The sequence below is a fragment of the Synechococcus sp. PCC 7335 genome (genome assembly GCF_000155595.1).
GTDB lineage: Bacteria > Cyanobacteriota > Cyanobacteriia > Phormidesmidales > Phormidesmidaceae > Phormidesmis.
Genome location: NZ_DS989905.1, coordinates 199,184 through 224,843, shown reverse-complemented (window position 1 = coordinate 224,843; position 25,660 = coordinate 199,184). Strand labels below are relative to the sequence as shown.

Sequence of the window (25,660 nt, the reverse complement as noted above, 5' to 3'; positions counted from 1 at the left end):
ATAAGGTGAAACCAAATGAGCAGACTTTACACACCAAAAAAGTTGTATAGAGACAATATCGCTGTCAAAATCGTGGTTCTTTGGACGGTGTTTCTCCTTGGAACACTGTTCCATACGCAGCTAGCACTTATGCCACTATTCCATGGACTTGGTGTCGCTAGCTCCCATACTCACGAAGCCATCGGACTAGAGGCGGTGATGTGGCTGATGCTGGCTTTCTTTGCGCTACCGCTTCTAGCGATGATGGCCTGTATAATGATTCCTTCGCTGTTCTTCCGGCGCATTCACTTTGCGATGACCCTACTGTACACAGTGCTCAACTTAGCCCATTTGATCATGGATGAGCTGGTTTCGGTTCCCGGCTATCAGCTCGTACTGATGTTTCTGCTACTGTTTGTTGGCATCGTACTCAACATAATCTCCTATCAGTGGATGAATCAGTTGGTGAGAACGAAAAAACGACCTGAGCTATTCAAGTAGTGCAACCTTAGAGTGCAGCCTGATTGAACAGGACTGTTCGACACTTGTCGCCTACAGCACAGCTTTCTATAACATAACGTCAAGGGTCGTCAACCATTGATACGACTAGCCTTCAAGCAGATAAGAATAGTGGCTGTTGCTGATCGATTCATCGCTGATCAGTTTTGTTCTTTAGTTACCTTCCAGGCGGTTTGACGACCTACTTTACCGACCTTAGTAAAGCACCATTCCCCCCGGCGATAAACGGTTTCGCGGGCTTGGCACCTGGGCGTCACGCCTAGCAGCTGCTTTATCTCTTCGGTAGTGAGCTGCCAGCTAGCTGCGTAGGCTTTTTCTAGCACTTCTAAATAGGACAAGGGATGGGGCGATCGCACTGTGGTCATGGTTTGGTTGAGCTGCTCTAACGCGTCGGCAATTGCTTGGAGTGACTGTGCGATCGCCTGCTGAGCTGCTGGTTGAATCGGTGACTGTCTAACCGCTTGAGTGAGTCGTTCAGACGCTGAGGCTGAGGCGATCGCACCACTAGAGATGGCTCGATTAACTGTGGTTTCATAGTCGCTCAACTGAGGGGAGTCAGACAGGCTAGTAACAACTCCCTGCTTTGGCTGAGTCGAGTTGACCAGTGGCTGTGTGGGTGAGGAGATCACAGATCGAATAGCCCCGAAACGACTGTCCTCGGCATCGAACCATACATCATCAGATAGATCGTCAGATAGATCGCCCAGGGCATGATCTTCAGGTGATGCAGCCGAGGTAGAAGACTTGTTCTTGGCCTGATGCTTGAACTGAGGCACTGATTGAGAAGTTGATTGAGGTGAGGTTGACTGGGTAGAAGGCTTTTCTAACCGAGCAGAAAAGTCATGTTCTACGAGCCAGCTCTGGCTTAGCTCATTGGCAATCGACTCCAGGTACGCAGCGGGTTCTGCTTCACCCTGCTGCTTCAGCTGTTTGCTCACCTCCTGCATTTTGTGAACCAGCCCCGGCCCAATCAGCGTTTCATGGGCAATCAACAGATGCTCTTCCATCTCCTTCGGACAATCTAGAAGCTGTTGAATTAAGCTTAGATAGGCTTCTGTTTTATCTTCTTCTGGCGCTGCTGGGTCAATTTCCTTTAACCAAATATGATGAAGCTTGGCCGCCCAGTTGTGCAAAAAAGCCGCAGAAGCCTGATCGCCCTGCTGTCCTAGCTGAAGCGCCACCTGCTCCATAAACTGTAAAAATTCGGCATCGACGATCTTCTCATAATACTTTAGGTAAACCCACTCTTCGCCCTGAGGACAGGTCAACAGCGTTTTGATCAGGTTCAGATTAGCGCTCAGACGAGTCTTGTCCATCAGTGTTCTCCTATCACGATAAAGGTATCAATATTACAGGTCGGCAAATCAAAGATCGGTAGACAGTCTATGGGTACTGTCCCAATTTACATAGACGTTCTGAGGAAGTTGTGAGTAATCAGCGACAGCATTCCTAAGAGAAACTTCACTAGGTTTTATTGCTATTGTCTAGATAGAAAAGACGCATGCTCAACTGAGTAAGTGACCTCTGCATGACTGATCATTCGGCACCCGATCTAACGCCCAAAATCGCCTGTCCAATTCCGCTTCAGCGGTACCCACAGGTGCTGCTGGCTCACGGTGGCGGCGGACGCCTAATGCATCAGCTCATTGAGGAAATGCTGCTAGCAACTTTTCAGCCCAATCCCGAGTGGCGACACGATGCGGCGAGGTTGTCGATACCCAATGGCTCCGATGCTCAGCTAGCATTTACAACCGATTCCTATGTCGTGACGCCACTGTTTTTTCCGGGCGGCAATATTGGCTCTCTTGCCGTTCATGGCACTGCGAACGATTTAGCGATGGCAGGCGCAAGACCTCGATATCTTAGCTTGAGCTTTATCCTAGAAGAAGGCTTGCCGATGGAGACGCTCTGGCAAATTGTACAGTCCATTCAAGCGGCAGCGGAACAGGCGCAGATGCGTGTAGTCACTGGGGATACTAAAGTTGTTGATCGCGGTAAAGGCGATGGCATATTTATTAACACTGCTGGTATTGGTGTTTTAGAACATCGTGACTATATAGGGCCAAGCGCCATACAGCAGGGCGATATTGTTTTACTCAGCGGCGATGTGGGTAGGCATGGTGTCGCTATTCTTTCGGCGAGAGAAGGACTTAGCTTTGAGACTACGATAGAAAGCGATTCTGCGCTTTTAGCACCTGCGGTTCTCGATTTGTTGGAGCAGGTTGCTGTCCACTGTATGCGTGATTTGACCCGAGGCGGACTTGCCAGTGCTCTCAACGAGATTGCGCTAGCGACTGGCCAGCATATTCAATTAGATAGGGCTATTCCTGTACAGCCGGAGGTGCAGGGTGCATGCGAGCTGCTAGGACTCGATCCGCTGTATGTAGCCAATGAGGGGCGCTTTGTTGCCTTTGTTCCCGAGTCGATGGGAGCGATCGCGCTGAAATGCCTCCGCTACTATCAACCCTCTGCACAGATTATCGGCAAAGTTATCAATAGCCCGACCGCTCAGGTTACCTTGAAAAGCGCCACTGGTTCGCAGCGCGTCCTCGATCTGCTTAGCGGAGAGCAGCTCCCTCGTATCTGCTAAGAAAGGGGTTATGTATAGCAGTCGTTAAAATTCCTAGCAGTCTGTGACTAAAGCTCTTCCCAGCTTTTGGTGATCGGTAGTAAGGCGTGCCTCTCAAGCCACTCTATTGCTCTATCCACAACTGACTAGCCGCGCCAGCCCGGAAGAAGCAACTAGCTGAAAAGCAAAAGATATATTTGTTGAAGTAAGAAGCTTCGAAGCTTTCAAACATCTGCATATAGGTGCGATAGCAGATCCGCCAAAATGGGTTCAGTTCCGTATACAGCACCTTTTGTTAGTCACTCAGTACACTGGATATAGGCGTTTCATAAATGGCGGGGGATGGCTATATTTCGGTTGCTTTTAGGCAGCGGTGTTACATCGCAGCATCAAAGTCAGTATGTGTAGTAATCACGAGTGCCTCGGTCGTTGAGTGCTTCGCCAATGCGACTCAGCGCATGAATATAGGCGGCTGTCCTAAACGAAACATCTTTACGACGGGCAACTTGCCAAATAGTTGTAGCTTCTTCAATAATGCGAGATTGCAGTTTTTTGTTGACTTTATCGAGCTTCCAATACAGCCCACTTCGGTTTTGTACCCACTCAAAGTGGCTTACCATGACACCGCCAGCGTTCACTAATATGTCAGGGAAAAGAGCGACTCCCTGAGCTTCCAAAATTTTATCAGCATCGGCAGTAACGGGGCCGTTGGCAACCTCAAAAATATAGTTAGCTCGAACATTATGAGCATTGGCAACCGTAATTTGATTCTCTAACGCTGCTGGAATCAAGATATCTACATCCAAAGAGAGAATCTCTTCGTTTGTGATCGTATTGTGATTTGTTACATTACATACTGTATCTTTGCAGTATACGTCTTTCATCTTTTGATATGTCTGCTTAAACTGGCGTACATCGGGAATGCTTAGTCCATTTTTGTTGTAGATGCCACCTTTAGAATCACTGACTGCAATCACTTTGTAGCCAGCTTCAAAAAGATGTTGAGCAACCACGCTTCCGGCATTGCCAAAGCCTTGTATAGCTACTGTCAGTGTCTCAGGCCGCTTACCCAGCTTTTCCATCATTGAATTGATTACAAAAAAGGCTCCTATACCAGTCGCTGTATCTCGACCTAAGCTCCCGCCCATACTAACGGGTTTACCAGTGATAACAGCATGAGATCGCACCCCTTTAATAATGCTGTACTGATCCATCATCCACCCCATAACCATCGAATTGGTGTACATATCAGGGGCAGGAATATCCAAATCTGGGCCAATGAAAGGCGCGATCGCATCTATATAGCCTCTACTTAGCCGCTCTAGCTCCAACTTAGAAAGGTCTTTGGGATTCAGCGTAATCCCACCTTTTGCACCGCCAAACGGCAGGTTTACTGCCGCACACTTGAAAGTCATCCAAAAAGCGAGAGACTGCACCTCATCTAGCGAAACATTGGGATGGAACCGGATGCCGCCCTTGGTTGGCCCTCTGGTATCGTCGTAGCGAACTCGATAGCCTTCAAACACTCGCAAAGAGCCGTCGTCCATTCGTACAGGAATAGCCACTTTCAAGCTGGCTTTGGGGAATTTTAAGCGCTCGGTAGCATCGTCTGAGATCGGCGCGTACTGCGCAGCTTTTTCCAGTCGGCGGCTGGCATCAGTGAGTAAAGTAGCAGGCATAGGATGTTCTTTTTTGCTTTAGTGGAAAGGTAGAAAGGCTTCAATTAAAGTAGACCAAGTTTAAGCGTAAGGGCCGTAGCATCTAATTAAAGGTAAATAATCTGTACGAATAGCTACGAACTAAGAGAGTTCTGTACAAGGAGGTTTTTGTGATGAGTACAGTATAGATATGGTTGGGTCAGCAACAGGCGCAGCTGGGGAGGGAATTATGACCATTGCAAGCATTAATCCAACTACAGGCAAGACCCTGAAAACCTATCAGGCGCTGACACCTGAGGGTATAGAATCTGCACTCTCTCAGGCTCAGGCGGCCTTCTTATCCTATTCCAGAACAACTTTTAGCCGAAGGCGGCAGTGGATGCACAAAGCCGCCGATATTTTGTTAGAGCGAAAAGAAGACTTTGGCAAAACCATGACGCTAGAGATGGGCAAGACGCTAAAAAGCGCGATCGCTGAAGTTGTAAAATGTGCTTGGTGCTGCCGCTATTACGCTGATAAGACCGAAGTTTTTTTGCGAGATGAACCAGCCCAAACAGATGCTAGCCAAAGCTACGTGCGTTATTCGCCCTTGGGCATTTTGCTAGCCGTAATGCCTTGGAACTACCCTTTCTGGCAAGTGTTTCGAGCGGCAGCTCCAGCCTTGATGACGGGTAATCCGGTATTGCTCAAGCACGCCTCTAACGTGCCACAATCAGCATTAGAGATCGCCTCTGTCTTCGAGCAAGCGGGCTTTCCAGCCAATATGTTTCAAACCTTATTGATTGGCGCAGATTCGGTAGAAGCAATTGTTGCTGATAATCGGATAAAGGCCGCAACACTTACAGGAAGTGGGCCAGCGGGTGCAGCCGTGGCACAGACAGCGGCGCGTCATATTAAGAAGGCGGTGTTAGAGCTAGGGGGTAGCGATCCGTTCATTGTGCTGCCAAGTGCAGATTTGGAGCAGGCGATCACCACGGCGGCTAGCGCCCGATTACTAAACAATGGTCAGTCTTGCATTGCTGCTAAACGATTCATTTTAGTCGGCGATATTGCCGAGCCATTTGAAAAAGGACTGGCTGAAAAGTTTGCTCAGCAAAAGGTGGGAGATCCGTTGAAGCCAGAAACCGATATTGGGCCGTTGGCAACGCCCAGCATTTTGAAGGAATTAGACAAGCAGGTGAAAGCTTGTATAGAGAAAGGTGCAACGGTATTGGTAGGGGGAAATATCGAAGCCCTAAATCAGCAGCTACCAGATGAACTACGATCAGGTAATTTCTATCCACCGACGGTGTTAACGGCGATTCCACCAGGAACCCCCGCTGATAAAGAAGAGTTTTTTGGCCCGGTAGCGTTGGTGTTTCAAGTAAAGAACATTGAAGAGGCGATCGCGCTAGCCAACGGCACTGAGTTTGGCCTTGGTGCAAGTGCTTGGACGACAGATGAGAACGAACAGCAACAACTTATTAACGAATTAGATGCAGGCGCTGTTTTTATCAATGGATTGGTAAAATCCGACCCGCGTTTACCTTTCGGCGGTATTAAGCACTCGGGCTACGGGAGAGAGCTAGGACGCTATGGCCTGATGGAATTTGTGAATGCCAAAACAGTTTGGATAAGGTAGAAGCTTAAATTATGAACACTGCCGAATTGCTCGTAAGCTGTCTGGAAAACGAAGGCGTCGAATACATTTTTGGACTCCCTGGAGAAGAGAATCTTCAGTTGCTACAAGCGCTAAAACGCTCTTCTATCCAGTTTATTACCACACGGCACGAACAGGGGGCAGCCTTCATGGCCGACGTGTACGGACGGCTCACTGGAAAGGCAGGCGTTTGTCTTTCTACCCTAGGGCCGGGGGCAACCAATTTGATGACAGGTGTAGCCGATGCTAACTTAGACCGTGCGCCACTGGTAGCCATTACCGGGCAGGTCGGCACCGATCGGATGCATATAGAATCGCATCAGTATCTTGACTTGGTAGCGATGTTTGAGCCGGTCACCAAGTGGAACAAACAGATCTTACGACCTGATAATACGCCTGAAATTGTGAGAAAGGCTTTTCGGCTAGCACAGAACGAACCGCTAGGCGCAGTACATATTGATCTGCCTGAAAACATTGCGGCGATGGAGGCGAGCGGAGCGCCTTTACGCGTGGTTCAGCCGCCGCATCCAGTAGCCTCAGAGGAGAATTTGCAGAAGGCCGCCATTGCCATATCACAAGCAAACAAACCCATCATTCTGGTGGGTAATGGTGCTATTCGAAACTTAGCCAGCGAGTCTATCACTCGGTTTGCTCAGCAGATGAACATTCCAGTGACCAATACCTTTATGGGCAAAGGCGTTTTGGACTATCGAGATGAGCGATCGCTCTGGACAGTTGGGCTTCAGCAGCGCGACTACATTGCCTGCGCGTTAGATGCAAGCGACTTGGTCATTGCCATTGGCTACGATCTGATTGAATACAGTCCTACAAAGTGGAACCCTCAAGGTCATCTGCCTATTGTTCACATTTCAGTAACACCTGCCGAAATCAACGGCTGCTACATCCCTAGTGTAGAGATTGTTGGTGATATCTCAGACGCGCTGACTGAAATTGGCAAACGCCTTCAACACTCTCAGCCAATAATCTTGAGCAGATCAAAAGAGGACAAGCTTGAAGCGCGATTTTCAAACCTTCGAGCTGAGATGCAAGAGAACTACGAGCAGTATGCAAACGATGCTGGCTTTCCCATTAAGCCACAGAAGCTGCTGTACGATTTGCGTCAGGTACTCGATCCTGAAGACATCGTGATCTCTGATGTAGGTGCGCACAAGATGTGGATTGCCAGACATTATCACTGTGCTAGACCAAATACCTGCTTAATCTCTAATGGATTTGCTTCTATGGGCATTGCCATTCCAGGGGGCGTAGCGGCTAAGTTGGTGCATCCCAATCGCAACGTAGTCGCTGTCACAGGCGATGGCGGATTTATGATGAATTGCCAGGAGTTGGAAACAGCTCATCGCATTAGCGCTGCGTTTGTCACTATCATTTTTAACGATGGCGGCTATGGGCTGATTGAATGGAAACAGGAGTCTCAATATCAAGAGGCTTCTTATATAAAGTTCAACAACCCTGACTTTGTAAAGCTAGCAGAGAGCATGAATATAAAAGGCTATCGCATTAAGTCAGCAGAAGATTTTATGCCCGTTCTGACAGAAGCCTTGGCTCAAACAGTGCCTAGCATCATTGATTGCCCTATTGACTATCGAGAGAACTTACTATTTAGCGAGCAGGCAAAGGCATTACACTGCCCGTTACCACAGAATTAATATGATGCCTTCAAAACGTAAGTGCCTCTACCTTAACAGCCTCAGCAGCTTCAACAATCCTTCAGCTAAAGCTTACCAACATCAATTAGCGATCTAAGATGGAAAGCATTGAACCGTCATCGGTTCTTCACTCCACACACTAGCCTCATCTGTTGAGCGATCACTGATGCCTTCAACCAAGATACCTCAGAGCGACTCTCAAGCCGCAGACTTGAAGCAGCTCAATGCCTTGCTGCGCGAGAAAGTTGAAAAGTTACAGCAAACCGAGGCCGCTCTCAGAGAAAGCGAAGAGCGATATGCTTTGGCAATGGCAGGCTCTCGTGATGGGCTCTGGGATTGGAATGTTGTCACTAATGAGGTGTATTACTCACCTCGATTTAAGGCGATTTTGGGTTACGAAGAAGACGAGATTGCCTACGAGTTCAGTGAGTTTAAGTCCAGGCTACATCCAGACGACCGCGAGCGCATCTTATCAGCCGTCCAAAATCATCTCAGCCAAAAAGTCCCCTACGATGTGGAATATCGCCTGCGCACAAAGCAGGGCGACTACCGCTGGATTCATGCACAAGGACAGGCCATCTGGGACGACGCGCAGCAGCCCATACGCATGGCAGGCTCTATTAGCGACATCACTGAGCGCAGGCAGGCCACTGCTCGTATTCAGGAAGTGACGCAGCGGTTGGCGCTCGCTACCGATTCTGCGGGCATTGGCGTGTGGGACTACTACCCCATAGAAAATCGGCTGATCTGGGATGAGCAAATGTACGCGCTCTATGGCATCACAGCCTCGACCTTTGGCGGGGCTTACGAAGCTTGGCAGCAGGGAGTTCATCCAGAAGATTTACCGGCGGCTCATACGAACCTCCAGGCTGCTTTAGCTGGAGAGCGCGATTTTCACCCTGAATTTCGGGTGGTGTGGCCCGACGGCCAAGTTCGCTATATTGAAGCGCATGCTATTGTGCTTAGGGACGATAGCGGCAAAGCTCAGCGCATGATTGGTGTCAACTGGGACATCACTGCCCGCAAGCAAGCCCAGGATGATCTCCGTCAGCTCAACGAAGACTTAGAGGCGCAAGTCAAAGCTCGGACTAGAGAAGTAGAGCTTAGGGCAAAAGAACTAGAGCGCTCTAATGCAGAGCTTCAGCAGTTCGCCTATGTGGCTTCTCACGACTTGCAAGAGCCACTGCGGACTGTCAGTAGCTTTACCGAGTTACTGGTGCAAGAGTACGGGGATCGGCTCGATGGTGAAGCAGAAGAATACGTAGAGTTCATTGTCGATGGGTCGTTGCGGATGCAGCAGCTAATCAAAGACTTGTTAGCGTATTCGCGGGTGGATAGCCGAGGAAAAGCTTTTGCCCAAACAGACTGCGAGCAGGTACTTAAGCGAGTACTTGTGAACCTGAAGTTTGCGATCGCAGACGGTCAAGCCAACATCACACATGACCCACTGCCTGAAATCTTCGCAGATGAATCACAGGTGCAGCAGCTCTTTCAAAATCTAATCAGTAACGCGCTCAAGTTTCGCGGTGAAAAACTACCGCACGTTCACATTTCAGCGTCGCTACAGCCCGCTCAGCCCGCTGAGCAGATAGACAACCAGGCATGTACTCACAATCAAGCCAGTTCGGAGCAGCTATCTTGGCGATTCTGCGTCAGCGATAACGGTATTGGCATTGAGCCTGACTACCGCGAGAAAATTTTTGAAATTTTTCAGCGGTTACATTCTCGCCGTATTTATGCTGGTACAGGTATTGGCTTAGCCATTTGCCGTAAAATTGTTCAGCGACATGGCGGGCATATCTGGGTTGAAGAGTCCGCCGATAAAGGAGCTGCTTTTTGCTTTACCCTGCCTAGCTAACCAGTAAGCGAGCAGTGGCACTTCTGAATAATTCTTAACGACCTGGATTATTCGTCTCAATAAAGTATACAAATGAGCAGTATGCAATTAGTAAATACTATGGCCATCGACGTTTTGCTGGTCGAAGACTCCCCCAGCGACGCCAAACTCACTGCCAAAACTTTCAAAACGGCTAAAGTGCTGAATACTTTGCACATCGTCGAAGATGGCGTAGAGGCGATGAACTTCTTACATCAAACGGGCGAATATGAAGGATCGCCCCGACCTGATTTGATTCTTCTAGACCTCAATCTTCCCAAAAAAGACGGCCGTCAGGTTTTAGCAGAAATTAAGGAAGATTCAAGGCTTAAAAATATTCCTGTCGTAATACTCACAACCTCAGAAGCAGATGAAGACATTCTTAGAAGCTATGAACTACAGGCCAACTGCTACATTACTAAGCCGGTAACCTTGCAGCAGTTCGTTCGGGTTGTAGAGTCGATTGAGAATTTCTGGCTAACGGTTGTAAAGCTTCCGCCTGTAAAATGAGGCTAACAGACAAAATATAATGAATAGGATTTTATCTATCCCAGAGCCGTCTGCCCGTCACTTGCATAATCCCCTCATCACTCTCTCTCGCTTGTGAACAATGCCTCCATAAACATTCTCTTAGTCGAAGACAATGCTGCTGATGCTCACCTGATTTGGAAGTTTCTCGCGGACGAATCTAACATTAGCCTGACCCACGTAGAACGCCTAGACGACGCTATTGCTAACCTCAAGCAGACTCATTTCGACGCTATTTTGCTAGACTTGACACTACCTGATAGCCAAAATTTAGCAACGCTCAAAGGGATGCATCTTGCCAACACGGAGCTGCCTATTATTGTGCTGACCGGGCTTGATGATGAGGAAATTGCGATCGCAGCTCTTCGGGAAGGCGCACAGGATTATTTAGTCAAAGGAGAAATTCCGAAAAGAACTCTGGTTAGAGCTATTCACTACGCCATTGAACGGCAGCAAACCCTAGACAGACTACAGCATCTTAATCAAGAACTCACACGTTCAAACGAGGAGCTAGAGCGCTTTGCTTATGTCGTTTCCCACGACCTACAGCAGCCGCTCCAAAGCATCTTGGGTTTTGCTCAGCTTCTGGTAATGACCCAGCGAGACCAGCTAGACGACGATGCCAACGGCTACGTGGATAGAATCGTCACATCTAGTAAGCAGATGTCGCAGCTAATTCAAGATTTGCTCGCTTATGCTAAAGTTGGAGCCGCTGGACAATCCTATTCACTAACAAACTGCAAACAACTAGTTCAAGAAATATTGACTGAGCTGAATTCTAGCCTCGACAAGCAACAAGCTGAAGTCACGCTAAAGAATCTCCCAACCATTCAGGCCAACCCATCGCAGCTCAGGCAGCTATTTCAAAACCTTTTGAGCAACGCGCTGAAGTACCATCCTCCTGCGCAAGTCCCCAAAGTAACCGTCACAGCCGAATATAGAGAAGGCTATTGGCATTTCAGAATAAAAGATGACGGTATTGGCATCGCGCCAGGATGCTTTGACCAGATATTTCAAATTTTTGAAAGACTCCACAATAAAGACATCTATCCTGGTACAGGCATTGGGCTATCTACCTGCAAAAAGATTGTAGAGAGCCACAATGGCCGCATTTGGATCGAGTCTGAGCCAGACGTTGGTACAACGGTTCACTTTACACTACCGGATTCTCACTAAGTCCTCGAACCGTCGTTATAAACTCCGACTATAGAGCCTATTTGAGATCTTTTACTAAATGCGCGAAAATTCAGAGAGCCGTCTATCGTAGCTATCATGGCATATTCAAGCAGTCTGACCGATGCCGAATGGGAAATTCTTTGGACGTTGGCTTTTTTTCGCAAACTGCTCGTACGTTTCCCGAAGCCATCGCCTGATGGCGGCTTACTGCTGTTGCGGCTGTTTTTCTTTTGTTTATCTTCGAGTGCTTTCATTCTCGCCTCTAGCGCTAGCTGCTGTTTCAACAGCTTTTCGACTAACGTCAAATGTTGAGCGTTTAATCCTTCGACTAGCTCTATCGCTGCTGCTTCGCCTGCTGCTTCGCCTGCTGCGTAAATTGCTTTTATCTCTTCGCAGCTGATACTGGGTTTAGGCGTGTCTTTGATCAAAACAGAGGAACCTTGGCTAGGGCTAGTTACACTCGAACACTAGCTTTGTTTGGTCTTCATCGTATTTTCTTTCATGATGTATTAAGCCTGAGTAGTTACCTGCGGTTTTCGATTACTCCGGCGGTTGAATAGGCGAGCTAGATAGAGAAGTAAAACAGTCAAGTATTGATGAAAAACCCAGTAGGACTACCCACCTGTTTATTTATGGCTACCTACTTATGAACATGCTTAAAAACCAAAAAGTAAAAAAGCGTAACCGTCAGGCGACTCGTTTGATCTCTCGTCATCCGTTCGCTTCGTTTACAATATTAAGCTACCTGTTCTCTTGGACATTTTGGGCGATCGCATTACTCCTACCGCAAAGTGCGATCGCCACTCCCTTTTACTATATTGCTGGCTTTGGCCCATTCGTCGCCGCGATGATGCTGGTGAAGCTGCAAGGGCGATCGCTCAAAGGATGGGTAACTGGCCTGTTCAAGTGGCGGCTCCATCCGGGGTGGTACCTTTTTGCTTTTGGCTTTCCCATCTTTCTAATTGGCCTAGTTTCAGTAATTTACGTCCTGCTCGGAAATTCTCTCGATTTTACGCTGTTGCCGGCTCGCCTGGCACCGTATCTGCCGATGCTTTTGATGTTGTTTTTGATAGGCGGCGGCAACGAAGAACCTGGCTGGCGAGGCTTTGGTTTGCCAGCCTTGCAGCGACAACATAGTCCGGTGGTAGCAACCTGCATCCTAGGAATTGTGTGGGCCTTTTGGCATTTGCCGCTGCTAGCGGCAAATCCAGGTGTTACCAGCGGTGCAATTGGCCTTCAACAAATTTTGCTAGTAGCGGGCGTCACGTTGGTGAGCATAACGACTCACGCTTTTTGGTACACCTGGCTAATGAACAAAACGGGCAGCGTACTGCTATGCAGTATTCTCCATGCCAGCTACAATGCGGCGAATGGTTTGCTGTTGCTTATTCCTGATGAGGCGTTGCGCGGCGGTGAGTATCAGCTGGTTTTAGCTTTAATGACAACGGTACTGATGGCTTCGGTTGCTGGGCTAGTCATAGCTACGAAGGGACGTTTGGGATTACAGACATCAAAACCTAACTCAAGATGATCTGTCGGGCTGGATGTTCTGCCATGAATTAGCTGCTATGAACCTCGATAAATGCCCTACGTTTGTTGTCGCGATTACCACATCTGTAACTTCTAGTGTCATAGCCTGAGCGATCAAAATCATGTCAGCATCAATAGTTTTATTGCCCGCTGTCGGCTGTCCCTGTTGTCGTGCCTGCGCCCAGAGTCCAGCGGCTTGACGAATGGAGGCTGTTGTAATCGGCAGGTATTCAACCAGTTGAGACAATCCATCCAATCGGAGCAACCCTTTCTTCTTATCAGCTCGCAACAACTCACGGCGAACTTCATAGTCTGCAATCTCAGGAAGAATAATTCGACTCCCCGCCTCTAGATGGGACTGGAGCCACTGGTTGCAAGCGATACCTTGATCAGAAATTTTTGGATTAGTGATAAGTCCGATCGGGCCCGCATCTAATACGATTACCCGACCTACCATGCAATTCCCTTCATGTCAGGCGGGAATAGCTTGCGGTCAGAAAGTCGATCCTCGTCTAGCGATTGAATCAAATACTGACCTGTCTCTTGCTGATCTACGAGGTCATCGTCGTCTATCCAAGACTGAAGCTTATCAATCGCTTCAGTTTGTTTTTGCTTCATCAGTATAGAGTTTGTCAAAAGCTGCAATGCCAAGGCATCAACAGTCAGCCCGTGCTGATTAGCTGTCTGTAGAAGGTACTGCTCTAACTCTGGTGATAAGTCTAGGATTAATGTCATATGTCGCTTTGAAAGCTCACGCTAACATTTTAACCCCAACGAGTCATGACTTCTTTAGAATTTCTGACGGCAGGAGCTGTAGCTAATTAATCTTTGTTAGAGACATAGGTAATCAATCAAGCGGTAGTAAATTTCCTTTCTAATACTGCTGCTATTAAAGATGTTGTTCTTTGCTGATCAGAACTTAACGCACAAAAAACCTTCATGAGATCCTCATCCTTTCGATCTAGAGTCAGTTGTCAGCCTGAGAAAAGTCTGAAATGAGTGCCCCTATAGTTGATAGTGCAGGAGAATATCTCTTGGTATTTGAGATGAAAATTTTGCCTGCAGATGCTGTGAGCTATAAGAAAACATCAGAGTTTACCGCCTTATCGGTGCCTAGCAAGTTGCTTCATGCACATCGAACAAAGTCAGGTGTCTGGGGGAAGATAGTTGTTTTAGAAGGTGCGCTAACCTACCGTATCTTAGAGCCAACGGTTGAAGAGGTTTTGCTGAGTCCTGATCGCTTTGGCGTTATAGAACCTACTGTTAAGCACGAAGTCATGCCGCATGATGACTGTCGTTTCTATGTGGAGTTTTATCGGCAGAAGATCACATAGCTGATTAAAACGCGGCACGACCTGTAGCCCTGCCCAGGGGTGACCGACAGACTTTGACGTAAGTTCTTTAAGCTTGAAAAGAGAACAAGGTATGGTTAAGGCAGCTAGTCAAAAAGCATTGTTTACGCTTTCTAGAATTATCTCTATTATTACTTTGAGCGTTGCTAGCTGTGGTGTGATAGATCTCAGTCTATATCGACCCAGTGTTCCAGAGAATTTTATTCCAGGCGTGCTGAGTCAGGACTTGGTTTCGCTATGGGTCGCTGTGGGCCTACTGCTGTGCGAGTGGCTAATTCGCCGGGGGCGAAATTTGGTCTGGCTAATCTGGGCTGGGCTGATAGGGTATCTCTTTTATGCCTATGCGCTCTATAGCTTTGATGGTGTATACAATCCGCTCTATCTTTTCTACCTCGCGATTATTAGCCTCGCGATATATGCGCTCATTCTGTTCTTTACTCATGCAGACTTTCGAGATATTCACCTCAAGACAATTCAGAAACCGCCGCCTCGAAAGCTCACGGCGGTGCTTTTTCTCTTTCTGGCTTTGCTGTTTGCAGGGCTGTGGCTACGTATTTTGATACCTGCTATGCGCGATCGCATTCCTCCTGACGGCAACAGCATTTTCGTCCTAGATCTCTCTTTTGTCTTGCCTCTGTTGGTAGTTGAGGCCAGACTTTTGATTAAAGGAACACGTCTCGGCGATGTGTTAGCTATTCCGTTGTTAATAAAAGCAGGCACTTTGGGCCTTTCGGTTTTCTTAGGAACGCTGCTGGCCCCATGGTTTGATCGCCAAATTGATTTTGCTTCAGTTGGCATTTATGCCGTTATGGGCCTTGGCCCGCTGATTTTGATCGGCCCTTTTCTACGGTCGCTGAGCGCGTTACCTTCCAAAGCAGTATGAGCGCCACAGTCTAAAGAGTCAGCCTTAAAGATGCGAGAAAAGACGCAAGGAATAATACGAAGACACTATGCCGAGTTCGAAAATTTCGCTCAATAAACTATGGCAGTCTGTGCCAACTACAAGTCGTAATTTTCAACCCCAGCCGCTAACAAGTTTGCCAGAGCCCGTTAGACGGTATTTGAGCCATGCAATTTCTTTTGAGGGTGCTGCCGATACCTCTAAAACCCAACTCGCCGCTGCCGTTCGCTTAAAGATGCACGGCGAAATTAAGCTCAAGGGCTGGCATCCTTTTCGGGCGGAACAGGTCATTTGTGCAGGGCAAGGCATGATTTGGCAGGCTACGGCGTGGATGAACGGGTTGCCTGTATCGGGTTGGGATCGATTGATCGAGGGCGAAGGCGCGTTGCAATGGAAGCTGCTAGGCCTCTGGCCGGTGATGCGGGCAGAAGGAGAAGATATCACTCGATCTGTGATTGGGCGAATGCAGGGAGAATACGCGTGGCTACCTTCCGCTTTCCTCAACCGTGCGGTCAAATGGACGGCCTTGGATAATACTCACGTCTGCGCTGAACTCACGCTGTTAGCAGAAACCACTCGGCTCCATCTGAAAATCAGCGAATCTGGCAGCTTGCAAGCAGCTTACTTCCAGCGGTGGGGCGACCCAGAAGGGCAGGCCCCTCACTATGAAAACTTTGGCATTGTTGTAGAAGAAGAGGGAACTTTTTCTGGCTACACCATTCCGAGGCGTTTGCGGGCTGGGTGGTTCTTTGACGGTAGTTCTCTAGGAAAGGGGCCAGGCCAACGCTTCGAGTCGGAGGGTGAGTTTTTCCGGGCCACGATTGATAAGGCCACGTATCGATAGCTGAATTCAGGAGAATATCAACGTGAGTATTCTTAATATGAGAAATAGCAAGAAAGCTGGCTGGATTGGCTGCTTGGGATTTCTAGGCTTGTTGGGCACCTTAGGGTTTTCCCAAGATGCACCAGCTATGCTGTTCTATTTCGCCTTCTTTTCTTTTTTTAGTGCTTTTCGCCATTGGAGAGATGAACTAAAATATTTGGGATTGTTGGGCTTGGTTGGATTAGTCGTTGCCATTCTTGGTGTGCTAGGTGTCGTGCCTGTTTGACTAGCTTTGGTCTCACTCTATGATTTCAATACTGGGCCTCAACGATAGGAAGATACACTTCCATTTCGGTACCTTGGCCCAGTTCGCTCAGAACTTTTAGAAAGCCGCCTGCTTTTCTCACAATGCCTAGAACTGTTGCTAATCCTAGTCCGGTTCCTTGGTCTGGCGTTTTGGTCGTGAAGAAGGGATCGAATATGCGATCGCGCACCTCAGATGCAATCCCCGCACCCGTATCTGCAACAGTAACTACCATATAGTGACCAGCCAGCACCTCTGGATCTTTGCGAGCCGCCGCTTCAGTCACTGAGACCTGATCCAACACGATTGTCAGTACCCCGCCATTGGGCATGGCATCGCGCGCGTTGACGCACAGATTCATCAATACCTGATGCAGATGTGTCGAATCAACCGCAACCGCTTTATGACCCGGGTCGTCTTCTAAAAGAGACATCTCTAAGCGGACTTCGATTGAGCTAGGGAACCCCTGCCGGACAATATCAACAATCTCTTGCAAGAGAGCTGAAATATCTGCCGTCGTTTTAGACTCGGGGCTACCTTGGGCAAAGGTGAGGATCTGTCGAACCATCTTAGTGCCCCGTTGGGCGCTCTTTTCTAGAATATCTATCTGTTCTTGAGTTGAGGCATTGGCATCTGTCAGCGTTAGACGTAGGAGCTGAGCAATGCCAAGAATGGGGGTCAAAATGTTGCCAAGATCGTGGGCAATGCCGCCAGCTAACTGGCCTAGACTTTCGAGCTTCTGAGCTTGATAGTAATGAGCTTCGAGCTGTTTCTTTTCGGTGATGTCGGTATTGACTTCTAGCAGGAACTTGGGCTGTTGCGCCTCGTCTCGCACCAGCGTCCAACGGCTCGCCACTAGAATGTCTTGGCCTGTCTTGGTCGATTGAGTGAGTTCGCCTTGCCAAAAGCCCTGCTCTAGCGCTATCGTCAGGGCGGTTTGAAGGGCTGCACCATTTCTCTTTTTCAAGAGCTGCTGAGCGGTTTTCCCAAGGGCTTCCTCTGCCTGCCAACCGTATAGTCTGGTGGCTCCTTTGCTCCAGAAAGTAATCTGGCCTGACAAATTGCGAACAAAGATCGCGTCGGTGGCAATATCTATCAAAGCTGCCTGCTCTCGAAGCTTCCGCTCGGTGCATTTGCGCTCGGTGATGTCTTCATTGATGCCGACGTAGCCAATGATCTCTCCTGTGGGCAATTCTCTAGCGTCCCCACTCAGCGATTCTTCAGTGGAAGCGGGCTCTCTCTTTGAGACGTTAGGTGCCCGCATCGCAATCGCCCGCCCAAAAACCCAGCGTTCCTCTTTCTCAAACTTGTTGAAGAAACGAAACTCCATCGAAAAGTCGCTTTCTCCAGCAACAAACCGATTCCAAGCTGTGAATACACGTTCTCTATCGTCAGGATGAATCGCCTGTCCCCAGCTGTCTCCAAGGCTTTCTTCTAGGGTTATTCCGGCAATCTCTTGCCACTTAGCATTGGTATAGATGCAGCGGCCTTGCAGGTCGGTTTGGTAGATGCCGACTGGCGCAAAGGCGCTTAGTGCGCGAAACCGGGCTTCACTCGCTTGCAGCGCCACTTGGATCTCGCGGCGTTCTACGAGTTCGCGACGGGTCGCCTGGTATAGCTCTGCCTGCTGAAGGGCGATACCTAGCTGAGTGGCAACTTGTTCTAGTAGCTGAATGCTCTCTGGCTGCCATTGTCTAGGGGCAGCGCATTGGTGGGCGATTAGCAGTCCCCACAAATAGTCGCCTTGCAAGATAGGAACAACTAGATTGGCACGCACCTGAACGCGCTTCAAAAGCTCTACATAACAGGGATCGACCGTGGTTGTGTTGACATCTGAGATGGTTCTAATTCGCCCTCTGCGGAAAGTCTCTGCATATTCTTCGTTGAAGCAGTCGTCTTTGATATCCATACCCAGTGTCGCAGGCCAGTCAGCGCTAGCCGATTCGGCCTCGACAATGCCTTGCCAATCGGGATTAAATCGAAAGACAAGGACGCGATCTGTCTGTAGAAGATGGCGAACCTGATCGACTGCAGTCTTGAGAATTTGATCGAGATCGAGCGTTCGGTGAATAGAATCTGTAATGCTGCTGAGCAGCCGCTTTTGGTCTAGCTGTTTTTGAAGCCTGTGTTCTGCTTGTTTGCGATCGCTCACATCCAGCATGAAACTATTGAAAAGCATGTCACCATTAGGCTGTCGCTCTGGCTGCGAAACTGTCCTGATCCACCGCAGTCCGCCAGAAGGTGGCAACACCCGAAACTCAAAGTCTAGCGGCTGCAAATCTCGCGCTGCCGCTTCAACCATACGCCGCACTCGTTCTACATCCTCTGCATGTATGAGCGACCAAGCCCTTTGAGCATTCTGCAACAGCGCTGCTGGCTCCATCTCCCAGATATCTCTACAGCCAGCACTCACGTAGGTGAACGCCTCGGTGCCATCAGCGCGCAAAATGTATTGGTGAACCATGTCGGGTACATTGTTGGCAAGCCCTTGCAGCTTGGTTTTTTGCGTTCTCAAGGCTAGTTCAACCTGTTTGTGAGTCGTCACGTCTCGTGAGATACACAGAATTGATTGGATGACTTTCCCTTTGGTTAGCTCTGGCGCTAGCTGCATTTCAAAGTAACGTAGACCCGCATCCGTAGGTAGCTCAAACTCGATGGTCTGGGTCTGACCTTCGCTCAATAGCCGACGCGCTGCGCTCTCCCAGCGATCTACCATGCTTGTCGGCAGGCCCAGCTCACGACAGGTCTTGCCAACGAACTGTTCTACCGGAATGCCTGTAATCTCTTTTAACTGAGGACTAACATAGAGATGACGCAAGTCTGTATCGAAGCGCTCGATGATGTTGGGTGAGGTCTCTACCAACGCTTGATACATTTGTGCTTGCTGCTGCGATCGCTTGTGACGCTCACGGTGCAACAAAAACGCAATCCGAGTAAGTAACGTCTTCTGGTCAAAGGGCTTTGTCACATAATCATCTGCGTCCGCTGTGATCGCAGCAATGTCCTCGCAGTTATCTTGCGGGTCTATCAACAGCAGTATGGGCGTCTCGATGCTTTGGGCGCGTAGCCGCTGGCATAGAGCAATCCCACTTAGATTCGAATCAGCCAATCCCGAGCTATCTTGATGTGCGGTATCTAATACGATCAGATCGTAGTCAGCAGTGTTTCTATTTGGTTCCATGATTAGCTGAGATTTGGCCTCTGTATATCTTGCCGTATCTAGCTCGTAGCGATCGCCCAAAGAACTGTTCTGTGGAAAATGGCCTATACTGTGGCCGCTTTCCAGAATCAGGATTTTCATAATGGAACTAGCTAGGAAGAAAACTTCTCTACGGCTTTCTTTCGAGCCTCCGTTAAGTTTTTATTGGGCTTGGTTAAAAAGAATTGCGATTTGAAGGTCTTATGTTTCTTAAGATTCTCTGTAGTTTCGCACATTCTATGACTCTCCCATGCTGGTCAATACAATTCTTAGTCAGCAGAGCTAAGATATTTGGGCAGTGGCAGTCAAAGCAAAGGTAGCTTAGTAATCTGTTTACGCATGTGTTTAGCGCTACGTTCTTCTACAGTGACTCACAGACTTCTGATGAATTGTTTGTGGCTTTTGTATGCTGTGCTAGATGGTTGATTATGATGAGACACCCTACCGAAGCTCAGCTAAAAGAACTCGTTAAATATCAATTCATCGATGAGTCTCGGGGACTAGAACTGCCGCGCCGTCTATATGGCCTGCACGTAAGGCGGTGATCGCGTCGTTAGCAGCCTCCAGCGAAAAGCGAGTCACTTCTGTTTTGATCGGCACTTGAGGCGCTAGTCGAAGAAAGTCTTCGCCATCTTGACGAGTAAGGTTAGCCACAGAGCGTACCTGCCGCTCTCCCCACAAAATATCGTAGGAAAAAGCTGGAATGTCACTCATGTGAATGCCTGCGCAAACAACAATGCCACCTTTGATGACTGCCCTGAGCGCCGCAGGTACCAGTGATCCGGCAGGTGCAAAGATAATCGCAGCATCTAATAACTCCGGCGGTGGCTCATCAGAGCCGCCTGCCCAGACGGCGCCCAGTCGCTTGGCAAACTGTTGACTGCTTACGTCTCCAGGCCTGGTGAAGGCATAAACTTCGCGAGACTGAAACCGGGCGAGCTGAACGAGTATATGGGCAGCTGCGCCAAAGCCGTAAAATCCAATACGTTTGGCGTCTTTGACCATTCGATAGGCCCGGTAGCCGATGAGCCCAGCGCATAGCAGCGGCGCAGCCTGCAAGTCGGGAAAGGTGTCTGGAATAGGGAAGCAGAACTGCTGGTTGGCGATCGCATATTCCGCATAGCCACCGTTCAGGGTGTAGCCAGTAAATAGCGCATTGTCACAAAGGTTTTCTTGATGGTTGAGGCAATAGCGGCAGTGCTGACAGGTTTGGCCTAGCCAAGGAACGCCGACTCGCTGACCGGGTTTAAACACAGAAGCGTGATTCTCTGTTTTGATGACTGTGCCGACTATTTGATGGCCTAGAATTAACGGCAGCTTGGGCGCGGTCAGTTCACCATCTATGATGTGCAAGTCGGTGCGACAAACCCCACAGGCTCTAACGCGCAGCAGCACCTGATGCGGCCCCGGCTGAGGAATGGGCAGTTCGGCTAGCCGCAGAGGTTGACCTGGTTTATTCAATAGCATGGCGCGCATCATAGTCTTTCTCTCAATGACCCGTTTATACCAGAGTCTATGGAAAAGATGAGGATCTTGTGATGTCTAAATTGTTGTAAAACAACGATAGTTGGGTGAGGTGTTGGCTAGTCGATCTTCACAGGTTTCTCACAAGTTGTCTGTAGCTTTTGTGTGTTGTGCGAGGTGATTGACGATGATGCGACACCCTACCGAAGCTCAGCTAAAGGAACTGATTGAATACGCTACCTTAGCGGCCTCTAGCCACAATACTCAGTGCTGGCAGTTTCAGATCAAAGAGAATGCGATCGCCATCCTGCCAGATCTGTCTCGGCGCTGTCCGGTCGTCGATCCAGACAATCATCATCTCTATGTTTCGCTGGGCTGCGCCACCGAAAATCTGGTTCAGGCTGCCGATGCCTTTGGCCTCTCTGGGCAAGTCACTTTTGACGACACAGGCGCAGGGACAATCAACATCGAGCTTGAGCCTGCTGCCGTTAAGACCAGTCCCCTGTTTGAAGCGATTCCCGTTCGACAGTGTACGCGCAGTGAGTACGATGGACAGCCGCTGAGAGAATACGAGCTTCGGAAGCTAGAATCTGCTGGCACTGGCAACGGCGTACGTGTTGTGATGCTCACTGAGCCAGAGGAGATCGAAACCATAATCAAATATGTGGTGCAAGGCAATACTGCTCAAATGACCAATTCCGTTTTTTTACAAGAGCTGAAGTCTTGGATTCGGTTTAGCGATCGCGAAGCTGCTAAAAAAGGAGACGGCCTATCTGGTAAAACATCTGGCAAGCCATCTATTCCCCGTTGGCTAGGCGAGCCGCTGTTTCCACTGCTGCTGCAAGTGCCCGCCGAAAATGAAAAGTACGCGCGCCATATCCGCAGTTCTGCAGGCGTGGCCGTCTTTGTCTCTGAGGTAAATGACCGGACTCATTGGATAGAGGTAGGCCGCTGCTACGAACGATTTGCCCTTCAAGCTACCGCTCTAGGCATTCGGAATGCGTTTATCAACCAGCCAGTTGAAGAGTCTGATCTGCGATCGCGACTCACTCAAGCGTTAGGGCTAGGCCAGGTCAGACCGGATTTGTTGGTTCGCTTTGGCCGGGCTCAGCCGATGCCCAGCTCGCTGAGAAGGCCAATTGAGGCGGTTCTTGTGTAGGTTTGCCTGCGCTAGAAAGCGTCTACAAACTGATTGCTTAATCGTTATACAGTAATATAATGGAGGTAAATAAAGCTGTTTTCTGTATTTACCAGAGTACTGAACGAAAGTACTGGATGAAGGTACCGAAGAAAAATACTGAAGGCAGATACTACAAGGAAAAGACTCACCGTGTCGAGAGCGACTAAAAAATCGGCTAGGAAGGATCAGCCAGCTAAAGCGACTTCTGCGAATAGAGTAGCTCAGCTTTCTCCTGAGTCGCTAGCGCTGATTGCCAATTTCTTCAAAGTGCTCTCCGAACCCAGTCGGTTGCAGATTGTTTGCACCCTCAAGACTGGCCCGCATAATATCACCGAGATTATCGAACAAACAGGATTAGGTCAAGCAAACGTCTCGAAACATCTAAAGCTACTTTCTCAAGCAGGCATTGTCTCAAGGCAGCCTCGTGGCGTATCGGCCTACTACGAAATTGCTAATCCCGCTTTCTTCCAGCTCTGTGAAATTGTGTGCGAGTCGCTCTCTATTCAGCTTGAACAACAAACTCGTCGGGTTGAAGAACTCACGGCTACCTCGTAAGGTCTTCAACCGCCTTTTAGAGATTCTAAATACAATAGCTCATTTTGTATAATTATATAGTTATATAATAAATATAAAGCTAATTCGACAAATCACTATGGCAAAGCGAATATTCGCTCCATGGATTAAACAAGATTGAATAGTTTCCACTATTTGGAGAATCGCTGCTATGGCGGATTTTAATTTGACGACGGCTTTGCTAGGCGGCCTGCTGATTGGCCTAAGCTCGACTTTGTTGCTGCTGTTCAACGGTCGAATTGCGGGCATTAGCGGCATTGTGAACGGTGCCATTCGCTTGGGGCGTGATAGTCGCTGGCGATGGCTGTTTATCGCTGGGCTGCTGTTAGGCGGCGGGCTGTACGAAGGGGCGATCGCACCTCAGCCGACCCCAGTATCTGAATTCGCGCCAGTTTCTATGATTGCAGGCGGGCTATTAGTCGGCTTTGGCACACGCTTGGGCAATGGCTGTACGAGTGGGCACGGCGTATGCGGACTGGGCCGACTGTCATTTCGCTCTTTGGTGGCGGTGCTGACCTTTTTGGCCACCGGGTTTATTACTGTATTTATCACGCGACATTTATTCTAAGACCTTAGAGAGACCACAATGAAACAGCTTATAAAACAAGACTTTTTGGCGTTGGGTTCGGGCATCGTCTTTGGCGTCGGACTGGGCCTTTCGCAAATGATCGATCGGCAGCGGGTGCTGGGGTTTCTAGACCTAGCGGGCACCTGGGATCCGACGTTGCTGTTTGTACTAGCGGGGGCAGTGGCCTTTACGGTTGTTGCATTTCGCTTTGTGCTACGCCGTAAAACGCCGCTGCTAGCAGACAAATTTTATGTGCCCAGCCGCAACGACGTTGACAGCAGGCTGGTGCTGGGCGCTGCTCTATTCGGCATTGGCTGGGGTCTTTCGGGCTATTGCCCTGGGCCTGGCATTACCGCGCTGGTGCTCGGTAGCTGGAATCCGGTACTGTTTGTCCTAGCCCTCATCGCTGGCATGTTTGCTTTTAGTTACTACGAAGCTCGCCAGTAAATTTTTTCAAAGCCGCTACTCATACTACTTCAAAGAACCACTTCAACAAAGAATAGGAGATTCTTATCATGTTATTTCGCCAACTGTTTGATGACGAGTCAAGTACCTACACCTACCTGATTGCCGATCCGCAGACTCAGGAAGCAGTTCTGGTCGATCCCGTCGTAGAGAATGTAGATCGAGATCTGAAGCTTATTCGTGAGCTAGATCTCACTCTCTTGTTCTGTTTAGAAACGCATATTCACGCTGACCACATTACCGGAACTGGCAAAATCAGAGACCGCACTGGCTGCAAGGGGCTAGTTCCTGAAAATGCACATACAGACTGCGCTAGTGAATTTGTAAAGCATGGCCAGATCTTAAAAGTTGGCAGTGTCACTATCGAGGCAATTGAAACGCATGGCCATACCGATAGTCATATGGCTTATTTAGTAGAAGGAGACAGAGTTCTGACTGGCGACGCGCTACTGATTCGCGGCTGTGGCCGCACGGACTTTCAAGGGGGCAGTGCCAAAACGCTCTATGACCACATTACGCAGCGGCTGTTCACCTTGCCCGATAGCACGCGGGTATATCCAGCTCACGACTATCACGGCCAAACGGTATCCACCATCGGTGAAGAAAAGCGCTGGAATCCTCGGTTTGTAGAGACGGATGCCGACCCATCACATCTGCGTGAACGCGCAGACTTTGTTCAGCTTATGAACAACCTAGACCTGCCCGATCCGAAGAAGATTATGGAAGCAGTGCCTGCTAATGAACACTGCGGTAAAAAAGCCGCTTAGCTTTTAGCTTGAGTGTCCTTGCTAGTCTCTAAAGGATCTGACCCAGATGAAAGTGATCGTTTTAGGCCATATTTTAGCGATTGGCATTGGCCTGAGTCTGGGCCTGATTGGTGGCGGTGGATCTATCTTGGCGGTGCCTATCTTGGTCTATGTGATGGGAGTAGGTAGCCGAGGTGCGATCGCCATGAGTTTGTTCATTGTGGGTTGCGTTAGCTTGCTAGGCGTAATTCCCTATGCCCGGCAGGGTCACGTTAGCTGGCAAATCGTTGCAGGGTTTACCCCCGCTGCAATGGTAGGCGCTTATCTAGGCACTCAGCTAGTGAAGCTGCCTTTTATTACGGATGCTGTGCAGCTAGTTTGCTTTGGGCTAGTGATGTTGGCCGCTAGCTTGCTGATGATTACAAAGGGATCAAGTCGGCCCAAGCGCCCAGAAGTTAGCGCGGCACTGTCTCGATCAAACAACTCTGGATCGAAGAGACCCAAATCAAGAAGATTCGAATCGAAAAGATCTGGATCAAAAAGACTATTTACTCGAAGATTTCCTATCTGGCTGACAATTGCAGTGCAGGGCCTGGGTGTCGGCGTTGTGACTGGGTTTGTGAGCGTGGGGGCGGCTTCCTGATTATCCCAGTGTTGGTACTGCTCAGCCAAATTCCAATGAAGACAGCGGTAGGCACTTCTTTGTTGATCATTGCATTGAACTCCGCAGTAGGCTTTATGGGCTATCTCGATCAGGTCTCTATCAGCTGGGGGCTAACGCTGTCTTTTACGCTGGCCGCCGGGCTAGGGACTGTTTTAGGCAGCCAGCTTTCTAAATCAATTGAGGCGAGCAAGCTGCAAAAGGGGTTTGGCTACTTCGTGCTAGCTGTCGCCGTTTTTGTATTGGTACAGCGTTAGAAATACAGCCTTCTAGTCCGACT

At 49.0% G+C, this 25,660-nt stretch carries 25 protein-coding genes and 1 pseudogene; 19 read left to right on the top strand and 7 right to left on the bottom strand.

The annotated features are described in order from the left end of the window. The first annotated feature begins 129 nt into the window (after positions 1-129). Positions 130-480 carry a hypothetical protein gene (locus S7335_RS20805; RefSeq protein ID WP_227500084.1) on the top strand — a complete coding sequence of 117 codons (351 nt, stop codon included), beginning with the start codon at positions 130-132 and terminating at the stop codon, positions 478-480. 158 nt (positions 481-638) lie between these two features. On the opposite strand, the gene S7335_RS26325 is transcribed toward S7335_RS20805, so the two are convergent. Then, positions 639-1,814, bottom strand: a complete 1,176-nt coding sequence (locus S7335_RS26325; protein WP_006457821.1) for a hypothetical protein — start codon at positions 1,812-1,814, stop codon at positions 639-641. A gap of 212 nt (positions 1,815-2,026) precedes the next feature. Between S7335_RS26325 and hypE the strand changes: the two genes are divergently transcribed. Next, positions 2,027-3,088 carry a hydrogenase expression/formation protein HypE gene (hypE, locus tag S7335_RS20790; protein ID WP_006457783.1) on the top strand — a complete coding sequence of 354 codons (1,062 nt, stop codon included), beginning with the start codon at positions 2,027-2,029 and terminating at the stop codon, positions 3,086-3,088. A 374-nt stretch (positions 3,089-3,462) separates the two neighbouring features. Here hypE and S7335_RS20785 read toward each other — a convergent pair whose 3' ends face one another. Next, on the bottom strand, positions 3,463-4,746 hold the full coding sequence (locus S7335_RS20785; protein WP_006458006.1) for a Glu/Leu/Phe/Val dehydrogenase: 1,284 nt from the start codon (positions 4,744-4,746) through the stop codon (positions 3,463-3,465). A gap of 169 nt (positions 4,747-4,915) precedes the next feature. On the opposite strand from S7335_RS20785, the gene S7335_RS20780 reads away from it, so the two are divergent. From S7335_RS20780 to S7335_RS20760, 5 genes are all read left to right on the top strand, one after another. Further along, positions 4,916-6,346 (top strand): NAD-dependent succinate-semialdehyde dehydrogenase, encoded by a 1,431-nt coding sequence (locus S7335_RS20780; RefSeq protein ID WP_006458131.1) that lies wholly within the window; start codon positions 4,916-4,918, stop codon positions 6,344-6,346. A gap of 11 nt (positions 6,347-6,357) precedes the next feature. After that, positions 6,358-8,034 (top strand): acetolactate synthase large subunit, encoded by a 1,677-nt coding sequence (locus S7335_RS20775; protein WP_006458313.1) that lies wholly within the window; start codon positions 6,358-6,360, stop codon positions 8,032-8,034. 166 nt (positions 8,035-8,200) lie between these two features. Further along, positions 8,201-9,892 (top strand): PAS domain-containing protein, encoded by a 1,692-nt coding sequence (locus tag S7335_RS26320; RefSeq protein ID WP_006457817.1) that lies wholly within the window; start codon positions 8,201-8,203, stop codon positions 9,890-9,892. Positions 9,893-9,973: 81 nt separating this feature from the next. Continuing rightward, positions 9,974-10,420, top strand: coding sequence for a response regulator (locus S7335_RS20765; RefSeq protein WP_006457972.1), 447 nt, complete (start codon positions 9,974-9,976; stop codon positions 10,418-10,420). Between the two features lie 93 nt (positions 10,421-10,513). Further along, complete coding sequence (locus S7335_RS20760; RefSeq protein ID WP_006458031.1) at positions 10,514-11,614, top strand: ATP-binding protein; 1,101 nt, start codon at positions 10,514-10,516, stop codon at positions 11,612-11,614. Between the two features lie 146 nt (positions 11,615-11,760). Here S7335_RS20760 and S7335_RS28985 read toward each other — a convergent pair. Next, positions 11,761-11,919: pseudogene (locus tag S7335_RS28985) on the bottom strand (DUF6444 domain-containing protein); the annotation flags it as partial. A 341-nt stretch (positions 11,920-12,260) separates the two neighbouring features. Here S7335_RS28985 and S7335_RS20750 point away from each other — a divergent pair. Beyond that, positions 12,261-13,145 carry a CPBP family intramembrane glutamic endopeptidase gene (locus S7335_RS20750; RefSeq protein ID WP_006458273.1) on the top strand — a complete coding sequence of 295 codons (885 nt, stop codon included), beginning with the start codon at positions 12,261-12,263 and terminating at the stop codon, positions 13,143-13,145. On the opposite strand, the gene S7335_RS20745 is transcribed toward S7335_RS20750, so the two are convergent. Next, positions 13,137-13,601 (bottom strand): nuclease, encoded by a 465-nt coding sequence (locus S7335_RS20745; RefSeq protein WP_038019329.1) that lies wholly within the window; start codon positions 13,599-13,601, stop codon positions 13,137-13,139. The two genes, S7335_RS20750 and S7335_RS20745, sit on opposite strands and share 9 nt — an antisense overlap. Next, the gene (locus S7335_RS20740; RefSeq protein WP_006457840.1) at positions 13,595-13,879 is read right to left on the bottom strand and encodes a hypothetical protein; all 285 of its coding nucleotides are present in this window, start codon (positions 13,877-13,879) and stop codon (positions 13,595-13,597) included. The genes S7335_RS20745 and S7335_RS20740 overlap by 7 nt, the downstream gene beginning before the upstream one ends. Before the next feature lie 260 nt (positions 13,880-14,139). Here S7335_RS20740 and S7335_RS20735 point away from each other — a divergent pair, with 260 nt between their 5' ends. The 4 genes from S7335_RS20735 to S7335_RS20720 all read left to right on the top strand — a co-directional run bounded on the left by S7335_RS20735 (position 14,140) and on the right by S7335_RS20720 (position 16,506). Beyond that, positions 14,140-14,478, top strand: a complete 339-nt coding sequence (locus S7335_RS20735) for a DUF1971 domain-containing protein (RefSeq protein ID WP_227500083.1) — start codon at positions 14,140-14,142, stop codon at positions 14,476-14,478. 91 nt (positions 14,479-14,569) lie between these two features. Continuing rightward, on the top strand, positions 14,570-15,379 hold the full coding sequence (locus S7335_RS20730; RefSeq protein WP_006457868.1) for a hypothetical protein: 810 nt from the start codon (positions 14,570-14,572) through the stop codon (positions 15,377-15,379). Between the two features lie 67 nt (positions 15,380-15,446). Next, on the top strand, positions 15,447-16,241 hold the full coding sequence (locus tag S7335_RS20725; RefSeq protein WP_006458302.1) for a DUF6544 family protein: 795 nt from the start codon (positions 15,447-15,449) through the stop codon (positions 16,239-16,241). A 22-nt stretch (positions 16,242-16,263) separates the two neighbouring features. Then, positions 16,264-16,506 (top strand): DUF3796 domain-containing protein, encoded by a 243-nt coding sequence (locus S7335_RS20720; RefSeq protein WP_006458055.1) that lies wholly within the window; start codon positions 16,264-16,266, stop codon positions 16,504-16,506. A 25-nt stretch (positions 16,507-16,531) separates the two neighbouring features. On the opposite strand, the gene S7335_RS26315 is transcribed toward S7335_RS20720, so the two are convergent. After that, the gene (locus S7335_RS26315; RefSeq protein WP_006458015.1) at positions 16,532-19,825 is read right to left on the bottom strand and encodes a PAS domain S-box protein; all 3,294 of its coding nucleotides are present in this window, start codon (positions 19,823-19,825) and stop codon (positions 16,532-16,534) included. Between the two features lie 378 nt (positions 19,826-20,203). Beyond that, entirely contained in the window at positions 20,204-21,202 is a 999-nt protein-coding gene (locus tag S7335_RS20710) for a zinc-dependent alcohol dehydrogenase family protein (protein WP_006457779.1), read from the bottom strand. A gap of 172 nt (positions 21,203-21,374) precedes the next feature. On the opposite strand from S7335_RS20710, the gene S7335_RS20705 reads away from it, so the two are divergent. The 7 genes from S7335_RS20705 (at position 21,375) to S7335_RS29265 (ending at position 25,637) form a co-directional block, all read left to right on the top strand. After that, positions 21,375-22,346, top strand: a complete 972-nt coding sequence (locus S7335_RS20705) for a hypothetical protein (RefSeq protein WP_006457814.1) — start codon at positions 21,375-21,377, stop codon at positions 22,344-22,346. Positions 22,347-22,517: 171 nt separating this feature from the next. Continuing rightward, positions 22,518-22,922 (top strand): helix-turn-helix transcriptional regulator, encoded by a 405-nt coding sequence (locus tag S7335_RS20700; protein WP_006458442.1) that lies wholly within the window; start codon positions 22,518-22,520, stop codon positions 22,920-22,922. A 169-nt stretch (positions 22,923-23,091) separates the two neighbouring features. Further along, entirely contained in the window at positions 23,092-23,508 is a 417-nt protein-coding gene (locus S7335_RS20695) for a YeeE/YedE family protein (protein ID WP_006457935.1), read from the top strand. A gap of 18 nt (positions 23,509-23,526) precedes the next feature. Further along, positions 23,527-23,955 (top strand): DUF6691 family protein, encoded by a 429-nt coding sequence (locus S7335_RS20690; protein ID WP_006457917.1) that lies wholly within the window; start codon positions 23,527-23,529, stop codon positions 23,953-23,955. 68 nt (positions 23,956-24,023) lie between these two features. Next, positions 24,024-24,740: an MBL fold metallo-hydrolase gene (locus tag S7335_RS20685; RefSeq protein WP_006457969.1), complete on the top strand. Its 717-nt coding sequence runs from the start codon at positions 24,024-24,026 to the stop codon at positions 24,738-24,740. A gap of 46 nt (positions 24,741-24,786) precedes the next feature. Beyond that, positions 24,787-25,362, top strand: a complete 576-nt coding sequence (locus S7335_RS20680) for a sulfite exporter TauE/SafE family protein (RefSeq protein WP_006458090.1) — start codon at positions 24,787-24,789, stop codon at positions 25,360-25,362. Between the two features lie 35 nt (positions 25,363-25,397). Then, the gene (locus S7335_RS29265; protein WP_255346488.1) at positions 25,398-25,637 is read left to right on the top strand and encodes a TSUP family transporter; all 240 of its coding nucleotides are present in this window, start codon (positions 25,398-25,400) and stop codon (positions 25,635-25,637) included. The last annotated feature ends 23 nt before the right edge of the window (positions 25,638-25,660 follow it).

Bases quoted from the DNA above. Each gene is read 5' to 3' on its own strand.
- S7335_RS20805 (WP_227500084.1), top strand. From the start codon at position 130: ATGCCACTATTCCATGGACTTGGTGTCGCTAGCTCCCATACTCACGAA.
- S7335_RS26325 (WP_006457821.1), bottom strand. From the start codon at position 1,814: ATGGACAAGACTCGTCTGAGCGCTAATCTGAACCTGATCAAAACGCTG.
- hypE (WP_006457783.1), top strand. From the start codon at position 2,027: ATGACTGATCATTCGGCACCCGATCTAACGCCCAAAATCGCCTGTCCA.
- S7335_RS20785 (WP_006458006.1), bottom strand. From the start codon at position 4,746: ATGCCTGCTACTTTACTCACTGATGCCAGCCGCCGACTGGAAAAAGCT.
- S7335_RS20780 (WP_006458131.1), top strand. From the start codon at position 4,916: ATGGTTGGGTCAGCAACAGGCGCAGCTGGGGAGGGAATTATGACCATT.
- S7335_RS20775 (WP_006458313.1), top strand. From the start codon at position 6,358: ATGAACACTGCCGAATTGCTCGTAAGCTGTCTGGAAAACGAAGGCGTC.
- S7335_RS26320 (WP_006457817.1), top strand. From the start codon at position 8,201: ATGCCTTCAACCAAGATACCTCAGAGCGACTCTCAAGCCGCAGACTTG.
- S7335_RS20765 (WP_006457972.1), top strand. From the start codon at position 9,974: ATGCAATTAGTAAATACTATGGCCATCGACGTTTTGCTGGTCGAAGAC.
- S7335_RS20750 (WP_006458273.1), top strand. From the start codon at position 12,261: ATGAACATGCTTAAAAACCAAAAAGTAAAAAAGCGTAACCGTCAGGCG.
- S7335_RS20745 (WP_038019329.1), bottom strand. From the start codon at position 13,601: ATGGTAGGTCGGGTAATCGTATTAGATGCGGGCCCGATCGGACTTATC.
- S7335_RS20740 (WP_006457840.1), bottom strand. From the start codon at position 13,879: ATGACATTAATCCTAGACTTATCACCAGAGTTAGAGCAGTACCTTCTA.
- S7335_RS20735 (WP_227500083.1), top strand. From the start codon at position 14,140: ATGAGTGCCCCTATAGTTGATAGTGCAGGAGAATATCTCTTGGTATTT.
- S7335_RS20730 (WP_006457868.1), top strand. From the start codon at position 14,570: ATGGTTAAGGCAGCTAGTCAAAAAGCATTGTTTACGCTTTCTAGAATT.
- S7335_RS20725 (WP_006458302.1), top strand. From the start codon at position 15,447: ATGCCGAGTTCGAAAATTTCGCTCAATAAACTATGGCAGTCTGTGCCA.
- S7335_RS26315 (WP_006458015.1), bottom strand. From the start codon at position 19,825: ATGAAAATCCTGATTCTGGAAAGCGGCCACAGTATAGGCCATTTTCCA.
- S7335_RS20710 (WP_006457779.1), bottom strand. From the start codon at position 21,202: ATGATGCGCGCCATGCTATTGAATAAACCAGGTCAACCTCTGCGGCTA.
- S7335_RS20705 (WP_006457814.1), top strand. From the start codon at position 21,375: ATGATGCGACACCCTACCGAAGCTCAGCTAAAGGAACTGATTGAATAC.
- S7335_RS20695 (WP_006457935.1), top strand. From the start codon at position 23,092: ATGGCGGATTTTAATTTGACGACGGCTTTGCTAGGCGGCCTGCTGATT.
- S7335_RS20690 (WP_006457917.1), top strand. From the start codon at position 23,527: ATGAAACAGCTTATAAAACAAGACTTTTTGGCGTTGGGTTCGGGCATC.
- S7335_RS20685 (WP_006457969.1), top strand. From the start codon at position 24,024: ATGTTATTTCGCCAACTGTTTGATGACGAGTCAAGTACCTACACCTAC.
- S7335_RS20680 (WP_006458090.1), top strand. From the start codon at position 24,787: ATGAAAGTGATCGTTTTAGGCCATATTTTAGCGATTGGCATTGGCCTG.
- S7335_RS29265 (WP_255346488.1), top strand. From the start codon at position 25,398: ATGAAGACAGCGGTAGGCACTTCTTTGTTGATCATTGCATTGAACTCC.